Consider the following 19,402-nt stretch of genomic DNA (forward strand, 5'->3'; position numbering starts at 1 on the left):
TCGACTGTTGGCCGAACTCGTTCGCTCCCGTCGTCAGTCATCGGTCGACACCTCCGCACCGACGCCCTCGTTGGTCGTCCGCGCCTCGAGGTCACCCTCGACCTCGAGGTTCAGATCGCGAAGTTGGTCGACCGTCTCGTCGTCTGCATCCCACAGGTCGCGCTCGATGGCCTCGAGCAGGGTGTCCGTAATGGACTCGAGCGCCCATGGATTGACGTCGCGCATCCACCCCTGACGATCCTCGTCGAAGGCGAACTTCTCGGCAACTTCCTCCCAGAGGGTGTCGCTCACGATGCCGGTGGTCGCGTCCCAGCCAAGCGTCACGTCGACGGTCGTCGAGAGGTCGCCCGCGCCCTTGTAGCCGTGGTCCTCCATGGACTCGAGCCAGTCCGGATTCAGCACGCGCGAGCGCATGGCCTTGCGGACCTTCTCTTCGTTCGTGTAGACGTCGATGTTGTCGGGATCGGAGGAGTCGCCAACGTAGGAGGCGGGTTCCTCGCCCGAAATCTCGCTCACGGCAGAGATGAAGCCGCCGTGGAAGGCGTACCAGTCCGAGGAGTCGAACTCGTCTTGCTCCATCGTGTCCTCGATCTTGACCGTCGCGTCGACGCTCGAGAGACGGCGCTCAAAGGATGCGTGGGCGTCCGAGACGCGGCCTCTCGACCCCATCGCGTAGCCGCCCCACTGGACGTAGACGTCGGCGAGATCCGAGCGGTCGTCCCAGTTACCCTCGTCGACGGCCTTGTTCGTCCCGGCACCGTAGCCGCCCGGCCGGGTCGTGAAGACGCGGTGTTTCGCCGCTTTTCGTGCGTCCGATTCGTCGAGTCCTTCTTCGTCCTGTAATTCTTCCTGCTCTTCCTCGACGTGCTTCTTGACGTAGTTCATGTCGAGGGGCTCGTCGAGGTCGACGACAGCATCGACGGCGTCGTGGATGACGCCCGCCGCTGCCGGGAACGCGTCCCGGAAGAGGCCGGAGACGCGCGTCGTCACGTCGATTCGGGGTCGGTCGAGTTCCTCGAGCGGGATGGGTTCGACGTCGTCGATCCGCCCGGCGTCCGTCCACTGTGGTTCGACGCCCATCATCGCGAGCACCTGAGCAATGGTCTCGCCGCGGGTTCGCACCGTGGGAGTGCCCCATGCGACGACACCGATCTCCTCGGGGTACGCGTCGTTCTCGTCGTGATGGCGCTCGAGGACTCCCTCAGCGACCTCGCTGCCGACCTGCCAGGCGGTCTTCGCCGGCACCTTGCGCGGGTCGAGCGTGTAGAAGTTCCGCGCGGTCGGCAGCAGGTCGACGCCGCCGCGGGTCGGCGCGCCCGATCCGCCGGGGGTACGTACTCGCCCGAGAGGGCGTCCGCGGTCCGGGGGATCTCGTCTTCGGCTCCCTGCACGCGGGGCTGGGCCTCCTCGCAGATGTACGCGAGGGCCTTCCGGAGGTCGTTGTGGGCACCTGACTTCGCACGACCGTCGCCGATGGTCTCGAGGTCGACGACGAGCAGATTCATGTTCACCTCGTCGTCGGGACCGGCTTCGCGCTCGGAGACGGGGATATCGAAGTCGTGTTCGGCAAGCGTCTCGATCAGTTCGACGCTGGTCTCGTAGACGATGTCCGCGGCCTCGGCGTAGGTCATCCCGAGAGCCTCGTCGTACTTGCCGGGCGAGTCGAGCATCGTCTGATAGTCGACACCGAGCGCGCCGGCAACGCTCTCTCGAAGGCTCGGCGCGCCGGGGTTCTCGAGTCGCGTCAGCGCGACCAGATACTCCGTCAGGCGCTCCCCCTCCGGCGGTTCGGACATGGTGTGCAGCCCGAGCCGGATCTGGGTTGTCTTCACGTCCGTGAGGTACTCGTGGATGCGTTCGACGAGTTCGTCGATGTCGACCTCATCTCCCGACACCTCGCCCTCTGCGAGGCTCGAGCCGGCCTCGTCTGGCCCGCGAACGTCGGCCTTCTCGTCGATCGTGCCCGTGATACCCAACTCGACGGCGAGATCGAGTTCCTCGACTTTCTCGCGCATGAGGTCTGCGAGATGTTCGCCGTCGTCCGCGCGGGCGTCTTCCATCCCGGCCTCGCGGTACTGGTTGGCGAGTTCCTCGAGTTCCGATAACTCGTCGTAGGTACCCGCGTTCCGCATGACGGGGGTCAGGTAGTCGACGATCGCCGCATACGAGCGGCGCTTGGCCTGCGTTCCTTCCCCCGGATTATTGACGATGTAGGGGTAGACGTTCGGGATATCGTCGATCAACTGATCCGGCGCGCTCTCGCCGTTCAGCCCGACGGTCTTCCCGGGAAGCCACTCGAGGCTGCCGTGGGTCCCGAGGTGGACGACCGCGTCGGTCTCGAAGCTATTGCGCAGCCAGCCGTAGAACGCGAAGTAGTCGTGTGGTGGCTGGAGGTTCGAGTCGTGATAGACCTTCGAGGGGTCCATCCCGAACCCGCGCGGCGGCTGGACCGTCACGAGGACATTGCCGAACTCGACGCCCGGAATCGCGAACGGGCGGTCGGGGACCTCGCCCCACTCTTCGATGATATTCTCTTGGAACCGCTCGTCGGTGTCGCTGAACCACTCTTCGTACGTATCCGAGGAGACCACGTCGACCGACAGGTCCCGAACGTCCTCCGGCGCGACCCACCGGTCCTCGAGCGTGAGCTGTGCGGTCAGTTTCTCCACGAGCGTCTGGCCGCTGTCCGGCATCTCGTCGCCGAGATCGTAGCCGCGGGCGTCGAGTTCCTCAAGCAGGTTGACCGTCGACTCGGGGCTGTCGAGCCCGAACGCGGTCCCGATTCCGTCGTCGCTCGGCGGGTAGTTGTGGAGGACGACGGCGACCTGTTTGTCCTCGTTCGGTGTGTGACGCAGTTCGGCCCAGTTGACCGCGAGCCGGGTCGCGTGATCGATCCGGTCCTCGATCGGGAAGTGGTGTTTCGGCGCGCTGCCGATCCCGGCCTCGTCGTCAGTTCGCTCTTTGCCGGAAATCGGGTGCGTGACCACGTTCCCGTCGAACTCCGGCAGCGCCACGGAGAGGGCGAGTTCGAAGCCCATCACGCCCGTGTCGCTGGATTCGTAGCGCGAGCGAGAACGCATCGTGGTGACCGTCTGCAGGACGGGGACGCCGAGGCGGTCGAGGAAGACGTCCTCCGCGGAACTGCCTTCGTCGCTGGCACTGCGGCCGCGCTCGTCCATCGAGAGAGAGAACATGAACGAGGAAAGCACGGCGTCGACGATCGAGTTTCCATCGCCGTCGAGCAGCCAATTGTCCGTGACCCACTCGGCGTCTTCCTGCTCGTCGGTGTCCGTCGCTGGGTTACAGAAGATCGGCAGGGCGTTGGCTCCCTGTTCCTCGAGTGCCCGGACCTGCGCGTCCACGTACCGGGTGTTCTCGTGGGTCCAGTGGGACTCGTAGAACCAGACCGCGACCGTTGGTTTGTTGGGGTCGTGGGTTGCGAGCAGCCCCTCGTACTCGATTCCCGGATGGTCGGGGTGGTAGACACCCTCCGTGGGCAGTTCGGTGGGCTCGTCGTACTCTACGTCTTGTCCTTCGTACTCGGCGGCGAGGAACCGACACAGGTTCGCAGTGTTGATCGTCCCGCCTTTCTCCAGATACTCGTAGACGAGGTCGCGATGGGCATCCGAAACCGTCGTGTCCTCGAAGGCGAAGGCGTCGCCGGTCGCCTTGACGATCAGCGGAACGCCCGCCTCCGCGAGTGCGCCCGTCGCATAGTCGTAGCCCGGCATGCTGTCTTCGGCCCCGTGCAGCCAGAAGATTGCCGCCGCGGCGTCGTGCAATTCCTCGACGAACTCCTCGACGTCGGCCTCGTCCTCGAGGTCGCTCTCCGAGCGGACGACCAGCTCGACGTCCTCGAGACGCTTCGCGGCCCGGCCGATCGAGCCAAGTTCGTTCTCCGTCGCAGTATAGATCCCAATCCGTGTCATCGTACTTTTAAACCTCTGTTGTATTAGCTCAAGTATGGTTGCAAACGCCGGGGGCAAAAAGCTATCGTCACTCCCCTTTCCGGCGATCGTCGGACAGAACGATCTGAAGCGCGTGCTGCTCGCCGTCGCGGCCAACGACGGCCTCGACGGGGGCCTGATCGTCGGCGAGAAGGGAACCGCGAAGTCGACCGCCGTTCGCGCGCTCGTCGATCTCCTGCCCGAGCAGCGGGCCGTCGCGGACTGTCCGTACGGCTGTTCGCCCGATGATCGTGATCTGCAATGTGCGGACTGCCGCGAATGCGACGCCGACGAGTTGCCGGTCGAAACCCGGCCGGTCCCCCTCGTCACCCTCCCGCTCGGAGCGACCCGCGATCGGGTCGTCGGGACCCTCTCGGTCGAAGACGCGCTGGCCGGCGAGGCCGACTTCGATCCCGGCCTGCTGGCCCGCGCGAACCGCGGCATCCTCTACGTCGACGAGGTCAACCTGCTGGACGACCACTTGGTCGACGTCGTCCTCGACTCGGCCGCGAGCGGCGTCAATACCGTCGAGCGGGACGGGGTCAGCGTCTCCCACCCTGCGAACTTTACCCTGATCGGCACGATGAACCCCGAGGAGGGTGATCTGCGCCCCCAACTGCGGGACCGCTTCGCCCTGCAGGCCACCGTCGAAGGCTGCCGCGAGATCGACGACCGCGTCGAGATCATCGATCGGGCGCTCGCAGTCGACGGCGGCACCGGTCCAGACCCGAGAACAGACTACGCCGACGAGGTCAAGACCCTCCGCGACAACCTCGACGCGGCTCGAGACCGCCTCTCGAGCGTCGATCTTCCGAGCGATTTCAAAGCCGAAATCGCCGAAGTCTGTCTCGAGGCCGGCGTTGACGGCCACCGCGGCGACGTGGCGACAGCCCGGACAGCAATGACGCTGGCCGCGCTCGAGGGCCGGGAGACGGTCATCGAGTCCGATATCCACGAGGCCGCGACGTACACGCTCCCCCACCGCCTCCGGAGCACCCCCTTCGAGGACGAACCCGATCTCGATGATCTGCTAGAGGACCGGTTCGACGAGGAGTCGCCGGACGAGGGAGAGGGAAACGAGTCCAACGGGAGTGACGCGGGCGAGGGTAACGGCGACGAACGCGGTGATCGTGACGAGGGGAACGGGGACGAGAGAGGCGACGACACGGACGGGAACGAGGGAGACGACGGCGACGCTTCCGACTCCGACGGCGATGACGGCTCCGGATCCGAACGACGACCGGAGGACAGCGAGAACCCGGCATCGCCGACCCAGTCGTCTGCCGACACCGGTGACGGGAGTTCGGCCGATGACTCGAGCGAACAGGACTCCGAGTCGAACGAGTCACCGGACGACGAGGGGGAGGACGAAACCGCCCAGCCGCTGGTCCCCGGCCAGCAACGGGCCGGGGTCGGCGAGGCGCGAGCACCCGACCTCGAGACGCCGACCGCCGAAAGCGACGCGAGCGCGGCCGGAACGGGATCGCGTGCGAGTACGGCACCGAGTACGGACAACCGTGGTGCTCGGATCCGCACCGAGCCCGCGTCCGGCGAGGGGGCGATCGACGCCGCGGCGTCGGTCCGGTCGGCCGCATCCCGCGGCGAGTCACGTGTCGAGGAACAGGATCTCCGCCAGTCGGTCCGTACCGGCGATACGTCGGTGACGATCGTCTTCGCCGTCGACGCCAGCGCCTCGATGCGGCCGGCGATGCGGACCGCCAAGGGTGTCGTCCTCGAACTCCTGCGGGACAGCTACGAACATCGCGATCAGGTTTCATTCGTCGCCTTCGCCGGCGAAGACGCCGACGTCTTGCTCCCGCCGACCGACAGCGTCTCGCTGGCCGCCCGCCATCTGAAGGACCTCCCCTCGGGCGACCGAACGCCACTCCCGGCCGGCCTCGAGACCTCGCACCGAGTGCTCGAGCGCGCCGATACCGACGCCTCGGTCGTCGTCCTCGTCACTGACGGACGGGCGAACGTCGCCGACGGGAGTCCGACGGACGCGACGCGGACCGCGGCTCGAGCGCTCGCGACCAGTGACGCTCGAGTGATCGTGGTCGACGCGGGCGAGGACTCCCGCGCCGGCCTCTCAGAACTGGTCGCGAGCGAAACCGAGGGCGAACTGGTCGATCTCGACTCGCTTTCGGTCGAGACCGTTCGAGCCGCCGCCGAGACCGCGGCGGACGAGACCAAGCGGTAGGTCCCGTGGAGATGTGTGCCATCCTCGAGTCGACCCCGACTTCGCGCGTTCGGAGAGACACTGGTGAATTGGGACGGCACGACGGCCCACGGACGGGAACGACGGGGACGGACCAACACCCCTTTGAATACCCTCCGTCGTTATCCGACGAGAATTGATGACGGGGGACGAGCCAGTCGCCGACGAGTCCGTCGGTGACGATATCGAATACGGAATCGACGAGCAGCCGCCACTCGGCGAATCGATGGTGCTGGGGATCCAGCACTACCTGACGATGGTCGGCGCGAACATCGCCGTGCCGCTGATACTGGCTGACGCCATGGGGATGCCGTCCGGCGTGACCGCTCGGTTCATCGGGACCTTCTTCGTCGTCTCGGGGCTCGCGACGCTCGCCCAGACGACGTTCGGGAACCGGTATCCGATCGTCCAGGGTGCGCCGTTCTCGATGCTCGCACCGGCGCTGGCCATCGTCGGCGTTGTCACCGCCGGCGGCGTCTCGGGACAGCCGAGTTGGGAGGCCGCATTGTTGCAGTTACAGGGCGCGATCATCGTCGCGTCGGTCGTCGAGGTCGCGATGGGCTACTTCGGACTGGTCGGGCGACTCCGACGATACCTCTCGCCGGTGGTTATCGCTCCCACGATCGCGTTGATCGGTCTATCACTGTTCAGCGCACCCCAGATCACGGCGGTGAACCAGAGCTGGTGGCTACTCGGGCTCACGCTCGGTCTCATTCTGTTGTTCTCACAGTATCTCGACGTCAAACACAAGGCGTTCCGTCTGTATCCGGTTATTCTCGCGCTCATCGTCGCCTGGTTCGCCGCCGCAGCGCTGTCGGTGTTCGGCGTCATTGGGGGAGCCATCCCGGCTACGTCCCCCTCGAGCGGGTCGCGGACACCCGGCTACTGTTGCCGATCTACCCCTTCCAGTGGGGCGTGCCGCAGGTGACGACCGCCTTCGTCGTCGGGATGTTCGCCGGCGTGCTAGCATCGATCGTTGAAAGCATCGGGGACTACTACGCGGTGGCGAACATCACTGGGTCGGGGGCTCCAAGCGGGAAGCGGATCAACCACGGCATCGGGATGGAGGGACTGATGAACGTCTTCTCGGGCATCATGGGGACTGCCGGCTCGACGTCCTACTCCGAGAACATCGGCGCGATTGGGCTGACCGGCGTCGCCTCGCGGTATGTCGTCCAGATCGGGGCCGTCGTCATGCTGTTCGTCGGCTTTATCGGCTATTTCGGCCAGTTGATCGCGACGATTCCGGACCCGATCATCGGCGGCCTCTTCATCGCCATGTTCGGCCAGATCGTCGCCGTCGGGATCTCGAACCTGCGTCACGTCGACCTCGACTCCTCGCGCAACACCTTCGTCATCGGCTTTGCCCTCTTCATCGGCCTGGCGATCCCAGCGTACATGGGTAACTTCGAGAGCACACTCGCGTTCCGCGAGTCCGTTGGGCTCGAGGCGACGGTCGCCTCGCTAGTCAACGCGATCGACCCGCTACTGGCCGGGATCGGGATCTCGGAGACAGCCGCTTCGATCTGGGTGGAAGCCGCCGCACAGGCCGTCGTCGACACCGTCTTCATCATCGGCTCGACCGGGATGGCCGTCGGCGGTCTTGCCGCGCTCGTCCTCGACAACACGATTCCAGGCTCTCGAGAGGAGCGCGGGCTGGCAGAGTGGGACCGGATCACCGAAGATGAGGCCGACTTCGACTCGTTCTGGGACCGCTGGGTTCGGACCGAGACCCACACTGAGGACTGATCGCGAGGCCGATCGCGCGATTCAGTGGTCGTTTTGGCAGTTTCTCAATACGTCAAACGCAACCCGGAATTGTAAGAGCGAGCGGGTCGCAGGGATTGTATGGCAGAACTCGAACTCGCAAACGGGACCATCTGGTACGAGACGAGCGGCGACGGCCCGCCGCTGGTCTTCGTCCACGGCGGCTGGATGAACGGCCGGGCCTGGGAGCCCCAGGTCGAACGCTTCGCAGAGGACCACCAGGTTGTCACGCTCGACGTTCGAGGCCATGGCGAGACCGGCGTAACCGATCCGGATGAGTACTCGATCGGCCTCTTCACCGACGACCTCGAGGCCCTGCTCTCGGAACTCGAGATCGAGCGGCCGGCCCTCTGTGGGCTCTCGCTGGGATCGATGGTCGTGCAAGAGTATCTGGACCGTCACCCCGACGATGCGGCGGGCGCGATTCTTGGCGGCGCAGTGCGGTCGATGCCCCCAATCGAGATGCCGACGGGAGTGAAGTCGTTCTGGTCGCCGCTGCCGGCGCTATCCGCGTCGCTGTCGGTATCGGGCTCGGCGGGAACGTTCCGGTCGATGCTGTGTTCGATTCAGGCGACGACCGGCCAGCGGTGGTTATCGGTCGATCCCGAGATCAGGGCCGAGGCGATCGAGGCGGTCGGCGACATCTCCGCAACCGAATTTCGGAAGATCTTCGACGCGCTCTACCGCTACGATCCGCCGGCGCTGACCGGCGTCGAAACGCCGACGCTGGTGGTACACGGCGAGCAGGAGGCCCCTCTGGTCAAGCGACAGGGTCGGCAGATCGCGTCGGCGGTCGCTACCGGCGACCAGTTCGAACTCGCCGCCTCCGGCCATCTCGTCAATCAGGACCGACCGCGGGCGTTCAACGAGATCGCGGCCGACTTTCTCGCGGACCTTCCCGCCGCCTAGGCCGCAGACTGGTCGTCTGAAACGAGATACCGGCCGGTTTTGGTTGAATATCGCTCGAGCGATCGTTATGGCCATCGAGCGTCCACGGTGACCGTCGAGCGACCCGGGTGTCCATCAGTCGAAACACCCTATTTACCTCGAGTCGGTATTCCACCGCCGTAGTCGGCCGCGCGTCGAAGAGGTTCGGTATCACATACCGTCTTCGGCGGAATGGATCGAGTATGGTGACGAGAGAATCGATCAGCGCTCAAGAGTGTTATCGTCAGCCACCCAATGTAATTTGGCGATACCACAAAGGCAGGGAGCGTACTAGTTCTATCCGGAATCGTCACTCCCGTCGAACGGTCCATACCCACCTAAACCAATGAGTAGTCAATGTCCGGACGCCGATAACGCCAATGCCACCCCAGCAACCGAGCAGTGGACCAGCATCTCGAAACACGTCGTCAATAGTTATCTCGAAGCCAACAACGCGCTCCTCGCCGCAATGGGATTTAGTTCCACGGCAGAAGATGCACCCACAACGGAGTCGGCGGTCGATACGACGACGCCGTCGCCGACCGCCGAGATCGCGTTTGGCGACGAAAACTGGGTCATGGAGCGCTCGACGGACGACTACGACACGCTCGGCGTCGGCGACTACGTCCGCTTCAGCAAGCCGATCGCGGACACCGACGTGAGCGCGTTCGCACGGGTCTCCGGTGACACCAACCGGCTCCACCTCGAGTCCGACTTCGCCGAAGACACCCAGTTCGGGGGACAGATCGCCCACGGCACGCTCGTGGCCGGGACAATCAGCGCCGCGCTGGCCCGACTCCCCGGCGTGACGGTCTATCTCTCGCAGGACCTCGAGTTTACGGGGCCGGTCCGAATCGGCGAGACGGTCACCGCCGAGTGCGAAATCGTCGAGGAACTCGGTGGTGACCGATACCGATTACACACGACGGTCATCGGCGGGGACGATGAGACAGTCATCGACGGCGAGGCCGTCGTCATCATCAACGAACTTCCCGGCAAGTAATCGTCAGCCGTCCGAAGCGGAACGTATCTGGACAGGGCGCCCACTCTCGTATCGGGTCGGGTAGTGGCGACCGGCGGCTGCTTCTCACGCGGACAACACAAAACAGGTATCGCTCGAGCGAGACCATCCGCGCAATGGCAGATGAGTCACACGTGTCGGGGGCGCTCGAGCGGACCCACAGTCGGCGACGAGTCCTCCAAGCGGCCGCCGGCGCGGTCACCGCGACCGCCGGGATGGCGGGCTGTCTCGGTCGAACCGAGCGAGAAGCGATTCCTCGCGTCGAAACCGGGCTCGAGCAGACGATTCCGGACGGCGTCGTCCAGTTCAGGCGCTCCCTCGAGCGGTGGGGGTACTACCCCGATGCCACGGTTCCCGACGACGTAACGCGGGACTGGCGACTCGATCGACTCAACACGGGATCGCACACTGCCGCGAAGGCGAGCGCTGTTCCCCTGCCGGATGGTGGTCTGGTCTTTCCGGGAGACACCGGCTTTCTCGTCGCCCTCGACGCGGACGGCGAGGAGCGGTGGCGGACCGGAACAGACACCGACGGCCGGGGAATCCATGGCACGCCCGCCGTCGCCGACGGGCGGGTCTACGTCGGCGCGTACGACGGCGAACTCTACGCCGTCGACGCCGAGTCGGGCGACATCGACTGGCAGACAAACCTCGGCGGCTCCATCGGCTCGAGTCCGCTCTACCACGACGGAACCCTCGTCATGGCGGTCGAGTACTCCGATCCCGAGGGAAGTACGTTCATCGTCGACGCGAGCGACGGGTCCGTCGTCTGGGAGGATCCACAGCATCGGCCGACCGATCACCCCCACTCGACGCCGGCGGTCGATCTCGAGAGCGGGCGGCTGGTCTGCGGGTCGAACGACGGGATTCTCTACGGCTGGTCCTATCCCGATCCCGAGTTCGAATGGTCGTTCGAAACCGACGATAGCGGGAGCAACCAGATCAAGGGTCCAATCGCGACCTACGACGGCGGGGCATACTTCGGCTCATGGGACCACCGCGTCTACCGGGTAAATCTCGCGGACGGCACCGAGGACTGGTCGTACGAGACGGGCGATCTGGTGATGTCGGGCCCGGCGCTCGATCCCGTCCTGGACACGGTCTTTATCGGGAGCCACGACGGCAACCTGTACGCGCTTGACGCCCAGTCCGGCGACCGACACTGGTCGTTCGAGACCGACCGGGCGATCATCGACTGTCCGACCGTCACCGACGAGCGGGTGCTCGTCGGGTCGAAGGACACCACCCTCTACGCGCTCGAGAAACGGACCGGCGAACTGGTCTGGACGGTCGATAACGATGGTAACGTAACGAGTACGCCGCGCGTGATAGATGGGGCGATCTACTACGCCGAGCGCGCGCCGAACCCGCCTGAGGACGGCGAGGACGCATCCGACGAGGGGATCGACGACGACGGCGGCGGCTACAAGCTCGTGGCCGCGGAGTGAGCGCACGACACGCCTTCTCGCGGTCGACCCCGAGCGCTAGCACGAGCAAGACACCCCGTTCCGTCACTGGTCGCTCTCGATCAATGAGGAGAAGAGCACCTCACGACGCGTATCTTCGCTCCCCCGTGACTACCACCAGAATTATTACTACACGGACGACAACCAGTGTTCGACCATGACCGATCGGCCGCCCTCCCCGCCGGCACCGACGACCGGCCTCATGACCGTCGACAGCAGCCTCGAGAGTAGCATCGTCGCGACGACGTCCCAGCTCGCCGAGTCGATCGAAGACTCGCTGGGCTATCGGCTCAACGTACCAGTGTTCGAGAACCTTCTGCTCGAACTCGACCGCCACGGCTACGTCGACTGGGTGACCGTCACCCGAACCGGCGACTACGTCTGGGACCTCTCCGAGTCCCCCAACCGCATCGGCGAGGCCATCGCTACAGCCGTCGTCGATCGGCTCGAGTCGTGGCTCGCGAGTGATGCGGACGGCCACGAGTGACCGACAGCTACCGGTAACGTTCGTCAAGATCGAAGACCTCGAGATCGCGTTCGGAGAGACACATCTCTTGGCCGAGGGCGAACAATGCCAGTACCAGCACAACGCGATGGAGGCAGTCGTCGAACCAATCTATATCCGCGAGTATACCGAGACGATGGTCGAGATTACTGACACACGACTCGAGGACCGAACGACTGGCGAGCCGTTCTCGATTAACGAGGAGATGCAATCGATCGCGCCCGGAACCTGTTCGAGATCCTCGTTCCGTTCGTCGGAGGCCTGCGGATCTGCATCGGCAGGATCTTGCCTGACTCGAGCTGACGGCCGTCCTCGCGACGGTCGGGAAGCGGTACCTGTCGACCCCGGGCCGATATCGCGGTCTCGCCACAGATGACAACACAGCCCGTTGAACCCGTCAGCTCTCGTGCACTGAGCCGTCACTGAACTCCGTGCCGTCTGGTCGCAACTCCCATCAACGGACGGTATATTCGTTCCTCGAAATTCAGGTACACACGGAGACCGTCTGCTATTCCCGACGTGCCATCGGTCATCGACGATATAACAGCGAAATGCTCATTACGGGTTATTACCATTTCAGAGCTACGTACATGGGAGGAAATCTATGGGAACCGATCTGAACGATCTGACGGAGAAACAGCGGGATATCGTCACGGAAGCGAGGAAAAACTCCAACAAGAGCAACGAGGAAATCGCCGTTGAAACGGATGCATCGGCCTCGTACGTCAGCCAGGTCCGGAACGAGCACAGTGACCTCATCGAGAATGACAGCGGATCACTGCTGCCCGTCCTCGTCATCCTCGTCGTTCTGGGGCTCGCGTATGCAGCCGAGAACGGGTTGCTCTGATCGACGGTCCGAGACGGGATCGAGGACGGTTCTCCGGTGTTTCGAAGACCGTCTCTCTACGAGTGGCTCGTACCCTGTCGTTCTACGATCGAATCCGGAATATCTGCGACTCCAGTACCCAACAACTTTGTCATCAGAATTGAATATTCAGGCAGACCACACATGGCAGTGCTAGACGATCTGTCCGGGTTCGAGTTCGAGGACGTGATGGAGGACGTGTTCCGAAATCTCGGCTACGAGAACGTTCGCCAGGCGTCGCGAACAGCCGACGAGGGGCGGGACATCATCATGGAAGAAGTCGTCGACGGAACTCGACGCGGGATCGTCATCGAGTGCAAGCACACCGGAACCGTCGGTCGCCCCGTCATCCAGAAGCTTCACTCTGCGATCGCGACCTTCGATTTCGACGGCCCCAAGCGAGGAATGGTCGCCACGACGGGACGGTTCACCGGCCCCGCTCGGGAGTACGCCGAGCGTCTCGACGACACTGACGACCCATACCCAATCCAACTCATCGACGGACGGGACCTCCGCGAAATCGCCGACGAAGTCGGGATCGACCTCTACAACGGTCGCATCGAGATCCTCTGTACCCAAACGCACCGCCCGTTCGATCCCGCTGGCGACATCGACGCCCCCGTCCGCGAAGCGTTTCGAGACGTGAAAAACATCGATCCTGCCAGGCTTCCCGAGCCTCACGCCCAGGCATCGCTCGAGCCGATCGTCGTCGTCACTGCGCGGGCGGACGCCACCTTCGAGACATCAGTCGGTATTATTCACCGCCTCGACGAGACAACCTCGTTCGTCGTCCACGCCGGCCGGACGCACCCGCGAGTTCTAGACAACGATGTCAGCCGACTCGTCACCGACAACCTGCGACGAACGATCGAACTCGACGAGAGAGCGCTCGAGGCCGAGTTTGACGCGGTCGACGTGAACCGGTTCGGCCAGACCGAAACCGAGTACAAGGAGTGGACGGTCGATCGACTCCGAGAGTATCACACGACGACCGTGACCTACACCGGCGACAACAACGTCACCTACAACAAAACCTGCGAGCCGACCCAGTCCGACATCGCAGTACAGTCGGTCACCCCTGTTTATCTCCCCGACGTTCGGCAGACGACGCGCCTACAGCAGTATTCCTACCCCTACCAGTACTACGTTGCAGGCCCGTCCCGGATCACCACCGAAGACGGAATCCATCGCTGTGTTCACTGCGACGACGAGTCAGCCTCGACGTTCACGTACTGTGATCACTGTGGGAGCATCAACTGTGAGACCCACATCCAAACCGAACGCCTCGAGAAGGATCCGGTCTGTACCGGCTGTGCGATCACCGAGCGGTTCGCGCTCAAGACGAAATACTTCTCCGACGAGGAGAACCTCGAGACGTTCCGCGAAGAGTACGAAGCAATGGCTCCCCACCGGAAGGCGATGGAAAACAAACCGCTCGCGGCCAGCGCAGTGATTTCAGCGCTCCTGGTCGTCGCCATGCTCCTCGTCTCGAGTGGTCTCCTTTGAGAAGAGACACTACTGGTCGGAATCGTTTGATACCTCTTCGGGGCGGTTAGTAGTAGTCGAGAAGCGGGCCGTTTGCGAGTGGGCGCTACAGGATTTGAACCCGTGGCAGCTTGGTCCGAAGCCAAGTACTCTGTCCAGACTGAGCTAAGCGCCCGCATCGTGTTATTCCGTGCGGTTCCGTATAAGTCACTCGATTTTCACCGATTCCGACAGGGATCGACACACTCACCAATCGGGAATTCTCAGCCCATGACAATCGCCGCCGGGGGTCTTTGTTATGTAGTTCCAACGTCTATGCATGTCATGACGGAAGCTGAAGCCCCCATTCCAGACGAGGCGCAGTCCGGTGCGACACCGCTCGAGTTACTCTCGGACGACGAGGGTGGCTGGACCGCCGTTCCCGCGGATGCGAGCGGCGACGAGCGGGTGAGCAAGTGGCTCGAGATCGAGAGTGACACGCTCTGTGATCTCGAGGAGTGGCGCTGAGACGCCGGCCAGCATGCGGTGGTGGCCGGTCGAGACAGGCGGCTCACGTTCGATTCCGCTGTTACTCCTGATCTCGTCCGTGTTCGCTCGATCGCTGGGCGTCGTGTGAGTCCACGGCTGATTCGAGCCGCCGAAACCCACGACGGCGGACCGCACCGTTTAACCAGCCCGCATGACCACTCCCGCGTATGACAGTCGGGGAGACGGGTCGCGGGTTGCTCGAGTTGACGCGGCCGGTGAACGTGATCGCGGCGAGCGTGTTGACGTTCATCGGCTCGTTTGTCGCGGGCGGTGTAACCGGGGAACCGACCGGGGTCGCCGCAGCGGTCGGAGCCACGGCGCTGGCAGTCGGTGCGGGAAACGCGATCAACGATTACTTCGATCGAGAGATCGACCGGATCAACCAGCCCGAGCGGGCGATCCCCCGCGGTGCCGTGAGTCCGCGCGGTGCGCTCGCGTTCAGTATCGTTCTCTTTGTCAGTGCGGTCGGACTCGCACTCACGCTACCTCCGCTGGCGATTGCCATCGCGGCCGTCAATCTTCTCGCACTGATCGCGTACACTGAGATCTTCAAGGGGCTTCCCGGGCTCGGAAACGCACTCGTCGCCTACCTCGTCGGAAGCACGTTCCTCTTCGGGGCCGCGGCAATCGACGAGGCCGAGATCGGTCCAGCGGTCGTCCTCTTCGTGCTCGCGGCGATCGCGACGCTGACACGGGAGATAATCAAGGACGTTGAGGACATTGAAGGTGACCGCGAGGAGGGGCTGCACACGCTTCCGATCGCAATCGGGGAACGGCGAGCGCTCGCCGTCGCTGCCGTCCTCCTCGTCCTCGCAGTCGTCGCGAGCCCGATGCCGTTTCTCCGGGGGACTTCGGCGTCGCCTACCTGCTGGTCGTCATCCCGGCCGACATCGTCATGCTCGCCGCTGCGTATGTGAGTTTCGAGGACCCGACCGTCGGTCAATCGCGTCTCAAGTACGGAATGTTTCTCGCCTCGCTAGCGTTTATCGTCGGCCGCGCCGCCCTCGACCTTCCCCTGCCAATATAGCACGCAGAAACGGCGTTCACGACGGATCAGTGGCTGGTCCGACCGCGAACGTGACCAGTGGGTTTTATAATCAAAGTACTATAAGCTACTTCGCATATCTTCATACAACACGCCGGCCATCGGAGTGGGCTGTGGTTCACGCTCGTCGCCACGGCGATGGATGTGAGTATTCCGCATGTATGACCTCGCAGATGTCCTTCCGGACGCCGAACTCGATCCGGGGACGAACGTACTTGTCGCGGGCCCGCCACTGACGGGGAAACGGCGAATCGCCTTCGATATCCTCGGGAGTGGCGCGAACCGCGGTGACGGCTCGATTGTCGTCACCACGAAAGATAGCGCCGACAAAGTCCTCGAGAGTTTCGACGATCACGTCGACGACGGCGTCGAGCCCGACATCGGCGTCGTCGACTGTGTCACGAAACAGCGTGGCATCGGAACGATCGACGACGATCCGCGGATCAAGTACGCCTCCTCGCCCGTCGACATGACCGGGATCGGCATCAAGCTCTCGGAGTTCCTCAAGGAGTTCTACGAGACCCGTGGGCTCACCGAAAATCGCGTCCTCCTTCACTCCGTCTCGACGCTGTTGATGTACTCCGACCTCCAGACTGTCTTCCGGTTTCTCCACGTCTTTACGGGCCGGATTCAGAGCGCTGACGCGCTGGGCGTTTACGTCATCGACTCGACGGCCCACGACGACCAGACGATGAACACGCTCAAACAGCTCTTCGATGCCGTCGTCGAACTCGAGGAGACGGCCGACGACGAAGAGTTCGAGATCCGGACGGCTGGGCTGTCGACGTAGGCTTCTGTTGCAGCGTGCTGTATTCGACGGTGTGAGATGAGATACACTACAGCCGTCCACACTTCCACCATCGGGTGGGAAATCAAAAGGGGCCGAACGGTCGCGAGCCGAACCGACGCAAGCACGGCCGACAGGCCGCGCACAGCGAGGTGCAGGCCGCGAGCGTGAGGGGGCTTTCGGGCTGGTATCACTGCGCCGATGATAGGTACCGCTACGAGATCCCGTCTGTTTGCCACCGCGACCCTGAGACGTTTAGCCCTCGAACCCGTATACTCGTGTATGCCAGTCGAATCCACGGACGAGCTCGAGGAAATTCTCGAGTACGAGACGATCGCCGTCGTCGGCTGCTCGAGCACGCCCGGCAAGGCGGCCCACGACGTGCCGAAGTACCTGCTCGATCACGGCTACGACGTAATTCCGGTCAATCCATTCGCGGATGAGATTTTCGGCCGCGACGTCTATGACTCGCTGGCAGACGTCGAGGAAGAGATCGATGTCGTCTGTATCTTCCGGCCCAGCGAAGAGGTCAGCGAGATCGTCGATGCGGCCCTCGAGCGCGAGGACGTGACAGTCATCTGGACCCAGCAGGGGATTCGCGACGACGAGGCGGCAGCCCGCGCGGAGACTGCGGGTCGAGCCGTCGTCCAAGATCGGTGTATGAAGGTCCAGCACCGGCGGCTCGTCGCCTAGACGCCAATTTTTCGAACGTCCGTACGACGACCCGCGCCGACGACTGATCGAACCTACGACGTCCACTCCTCGAACGAGCGGTAGATCCCCTTCGAGAGGTAGCGTTCGCTCGAGTCCGGAAAGAGCGTCACGACCGTCTCGTGGGGAACGTCGAGATCGCCGCCCTCGATCTCGCGAGCGACTCGTTTCGCGGCCACGCTCGCGGCACCCGCGCTCGAGGCGACCAGATGGCCCTCTTCGCGAGCGAGGCGTTTGAGTTCGTCGTGGGCGTTGCGATCCGGGATGGCGTCGACGTCGTCGACCAGATCGGGCTCGAACAGTTCGTTGGTCGCGGTGTCGTGGGTGCCGATCCCTTCGGTCTTGTACTCGTCTTCGGCGCGGTCCTCACCGAGAAGTTCGCCGTAGACGGACCCCTCGGGTTCGACGGCGACGATGTGGGTCTCGGGATCCTGCTCGAGGGCGTAGCGAGCGATTCCCATGAGGGTGCCGGCGGTGCCACAGCCGGCGACGACCGCTCCCACCCGTCCGTCCAGCGCGTCGAAGATTTCGGGGGCCGTCGTCTCGTAGTGCGCCTCGGTGTTGAGCGGATTCGAGAACTGCTGTGGGACGGCTGCGTTGTCGAGTTCCGCTGCGAGCTCGTGAGCGCGGTCGATCGCACGCTCCATTCCGTCTTCCGTCGGCGTGTTGATGACCTCCCCGCCCAGTGCCGCCATCAACTGCTGTTTCTCCACGCTGAACCGCTCGGGAACGACGAAGATCGCGTCCAGTCCCAGTTGTTCGGCCGCGATTGCCAGCCCGATGCCCGTGTTGCCAGCCGTCGGCTCGATGATCGTCCCGTCCGGCGAGACGTCGCCGCGCTCGAGCATCCGCTCAAGCATGTATCGACCGATACGGTCCTTGATGCTCGCCCCGGGATTGAACGACTCGAGTTTCGCGTAGATCGGGACCGTGTTGGGACCGTCCTGGAGCCGAACGAGCGGCGTTCGACCGATCGTCTCGAGTACCGAATCCACCGGCTCCTCGTGGGTCGTCATCGGTTCGGCAAAAGTTGCCCGCGTTGTTAGCTTTTGTCCCGGCGGGGAATCGGGACACGGCCCTGCGTGCGGACGGCGCTCGACTCGATGGAGACGTTATTCGGCTGTCGTCTCCCCGGCCGCTGCGTCAGTCGTCTCGTCCTCGTTCGCCGCCGATTCGGCGTCCGCCTCGCTCTCGGCCTCGAGTTCGGCTTCGTCGATCGCGGCATCTGCCAGGATCTCCTCGCCGTCGATCCCCTGTTCTTCGGCGATCGCGAGCAAGAGCGCGCGCTGCTCAGTGAGCTGGTGGTCCATGCGCGTGACCGTATCGTGAGTTTCGTCCATTTCCTCCTCCAGTCCGGTGATGCGCTGCTGGAGTTTCTGTACTTGCTTGTACATCGCCTCGGCCCGGTCCGAGAGGCTCTGAATCTTCTTTGCGGTACTGCCAAGTCCCATACGTAATCAATTTGTCGACGTACTAATGGGCCTTTTCCTCCGATGGACATGCCGCGTGCTCGACCCGTGACAGTCCTCCCAACTGGTCAGACTTGTTTGCCAAATACTCGCATGATTCGACAGATTTATTACGAACCGTGGACAATCTCCTACTGAACTCGAGGTGATCAGCTATGGTGCGAGCAAGCCCACCTAGCACTTGGATGCAAGGCCTCGACCTCCCGTCCCAACTATTCGGAGACACCGGAGGCAGCGACTACGAACTGTATGAGGAGGACGACGAGTTCGTCCTCACGATCGACATGCCGGGCTTCGAGACCGACGAAATCGAGCTGGCATGGGACGACGGTGTCCTGAACGTCGCCGCCGAACACACCGACGAAAGTCGCGGACGCAAGAAGACGTACCACCGTCGATTCCGCTTCCCCAAGACGGTTGACGACGAGGAAATCGCTGCCGAGTACACCAACGGCGTGCTCGAAGTCCGGCTGCCCACGGCCGAGTCGACTGCCCATGGCAAGGAGATCCCACTCGGGGGCTAATCGCCACCTGACTCGGCGGTCGCGACGTCCTGGCTCCGTCCTATCACCGCAGACGAACCGCTCCCCGGCTCCGCTCGGTGAACTACCTCCCCGTCGACGCAATTAACGGTTCGCGCGCGTCGACCGGTCGGTCCCTG

General features: G+C 63.7%; 14 protein-coding genes, 1 tRNA gene and 3 pseudogenes. 14 read left to right on the forward strand and 4 right to left on the reverse strand.

The features are described 5' to 3' along the window. Window positions 1–33: 33 nt before the first annotated feature. A pseudogene (cobN, locus tag K6I40_RS13015) lies at window positions 34–3,929 on the reverse strand (cobaltochelatase subunit CobN). Between the two features lie 34 nt (window positions 3,930–3,963). On the opposite strand from cobN, the gene K6I40_RS13020 reads away from it, so the two are divergent. The 9 genes and pseudogenes from K6I40_RS13020 to K6I40_RS13060 all read left to right on the forward strand — a co-directional run bounded on the left by K6I40_RS13020 (window position 3,964) and on the right by K6I40_RS13060 (window position 14,222). Then, window positions 3,964–6,147 (forward strand): VWA domain-containing protein, encoded by a 2,184-nt coding sequence (locus K6I40_RS13020; RefSeq protein ID WP_222919476.1) that lies wholly within the window; start codon window positions 3,964–3,966, stop codon window positions 6,145–6,147. 157 nt (window positions 6,148–6,304) lie between these two features. Then, a pseudogene (locus tag K6I40_RS13025) lies at window positions 6,305–7,914 on the forward strand (solute carrier family 23 protein). 99 nt (window positions 7,915–8,013) lie between these two features. Beyond that, on the forward strand, window positions 8,014–8,841 hold the full coding sequence (locus K6I40_RS13030) for an alpha/beta hydrolase (RefSeq protein WP_222919477.1): 828 nt from the start codon (window positions 8,014–8,016) through the stop codon (window positions 8,839–8,841). Window positions 8,842–9,205: 364 nt separating this feature from the next. Further along, window positions 9,206–9,862 carry a MaoC family dehydratase gene (locus tag K6I40_RS13035; RefSeq protein ID WP_222919478.1) on the forward strand — a complete coding sequence of 219 codons (657 nt, stop codon included), beginning with the start codon at window positions 9,206–9,208 and terminating at the stop codon, window positions 9,860–9,862. 134 nt (window positions 9,863–9,996) lie between these two features. Then, entirely contained in the window at window positions 9,997–11,328 is a 1,332-nt protein-coding gene (locus K6I40_RS13040) for a PQQ-binding-like beta-propeller repeat protein (protein WP_222919479.1), read from the forward strand. A gap of 175 nt (window positions 11,329–11,503) precedes the next feature. After that, window positions 11,504–11,833, forward strand: coding sequence for a hypothetical protein (locus tag K6I40_RS13045; protein WP_222919480.1), 330 nt, complete (start codon window positions 11,504–11,506; stop codon window positions 11,831–11,833). After that, a complete protein-coding gene (locus K6I40_RS13050) occupies window positions 11,814–12,227 on the forward strand; it encodes a cytochrome P450 (protein WP_222919481.1) in 414 nt (137 codons plus the stop codon). The genes K6I40_RS13045 and K6I40_RS13050 overlap by 20 nt, the downstream gene beginning before the upstream one ends. Window positions 12,228–12,455: 228 nt before the next feature. Continuing rightward, window positions 12,456–12,698, forward strand: a complete 243-nt coding sequence (locus K6I40_RS13055) for a hypothetical protein (RefSeq protein WP_222919482.1) — start codon at window positions 12,456–12,458, stop codon at window positions 12,696–12,698. Between the two features lie 162 nt (window positions 12,699–12,860). Continuing rightward, window positions 12,861–14,222, forward strand: coding sequence for a restriction endonuclease (locus K6I40_RS13060; RefSeq protein ID WP_222919483.1), 1,362 nt, complete (start codon window positions 12,861–12,863; stop codon window positions 14,220–14,222). Between the two features lie 79 nt (window positions 14,223–14,301). On the opposite strand, the gene K6I40_RS13065 is transcribed toward K6I40_RS13060, so the two are convergent. Beyond that, window positions 14,302–14,376: transfer RNA gene (locus K6I40_RS13065), tRNA-Arg, on the reverse strand. A 149-nt stretch (window positions 14,377–14,525) separates the two neighbouring features. On the opposite strand from K6I40_RS13065, the gene K6I40_RS13070 reads away from it, so the two are divergent. The 4 genes and pseudogenes from K6I40_RS13070 (at window position 14,526) to K6I40_RS13085 (ending at window position 17,254) form a co-directional block, all read left to right on the forward strand. Next, a complete protein-coding gene (locus K6I40_RS13070; protein WP_222919484.1) occupies window positions 14,526–14,708 on the forward strand; it encodes a hypothetical protein in 183 nt (60 codons plus the stop codon). A gap of 188 nt (window positions 14,709–14,896) precedes the next feature. Continuing rightward, window positions 14,897–15,756 (forward strand): annotated as a pseudogene (locus K6I40_RS13075) (geranylgeranylglycerol-phosphate geranylgeranyltransferase). 175 nt (window positions 15,757–15,931) lie between these two features. Then, window positions 15,932–16,564, forward strand: a complete 633-nt coding sequence (locus K6I40_RS13080; protein WP_222919485.1) for a recombinase RecA — start codon at window positions 15,932–15,934, stop codon at window positions 16,562–16,564. 279 nt (window positions 16,565–16,843) lie between these two features. Then, window positions 16,844–17,254: a CoA-binding protein gene (locus tag K6I40_RS13085; RefSeq protein WP_222919486.1), complete on the forward strand. Its 411-nt coding sequence runs from the start codon at window positions 16,844–16,846 to the stop codon at window positions 17,252–17,254. 53 nt (window positions 17,255–17,307) lie between these two features. Here K6I40_RS13085 and K6I40_RS13090 read toward each other — a convergent pair whose 3' ends face one another. Then, window positions 17,308–18,288 carry a PLP-dependent cysteine synthase family protein gene (locus K6I40_RS13090; RefSeq protein ID WP_222919487.1) on the reverse strand — a complete coding sequence of 327 codons (981 nt, stop codon included), beginning with the start codon at window positions 18,286–18,288 and terminating at the stop codon, window positions 17,308–17,310. A 96-nt stretch (window positions 18,289–18,384) separates the two neighbouring features. Then, window positions 18,385–18,723, reverse strand: a complete 339-nt coding sequence (locus K6I40_RS13095) for a DUF5798 family protein (RefSeq protein ID WP_222919488.1) — start codon at window positions 18,721–18,723, stop codon at window positions 18,385–18,387. A gap of 173 nt (window positions 18,724–18,896) precedes the next feature. Between K6I40_RS13095 and K6I40_RS13100 the strand changes: the two genes are divergently transcribed. Next, window positions 18,897–19,265: an Hsp20/alpha crystallin family protein gene (locus K6I40_RS13100; RefSeq protein ID WP_222919489.1), complete on the forward strand. Its 369-nt coding sequence runs from the start codon at window positions 18,897–18,899 to the stop codon at window positions 19,263–19,265. The last annotated feature ends 137 nt before the right edge of the window (window positions 19,266–19,402 follow it).

Origin of the sequence: Natrinema sp. SYSU A 869, from assembly GCF_019879105.1 — an archaeon.
Lineage (GTDB): Archaea > Halobacteriota > Halobacteria > Halobacteriales > Natrialbaceae > Natrinema.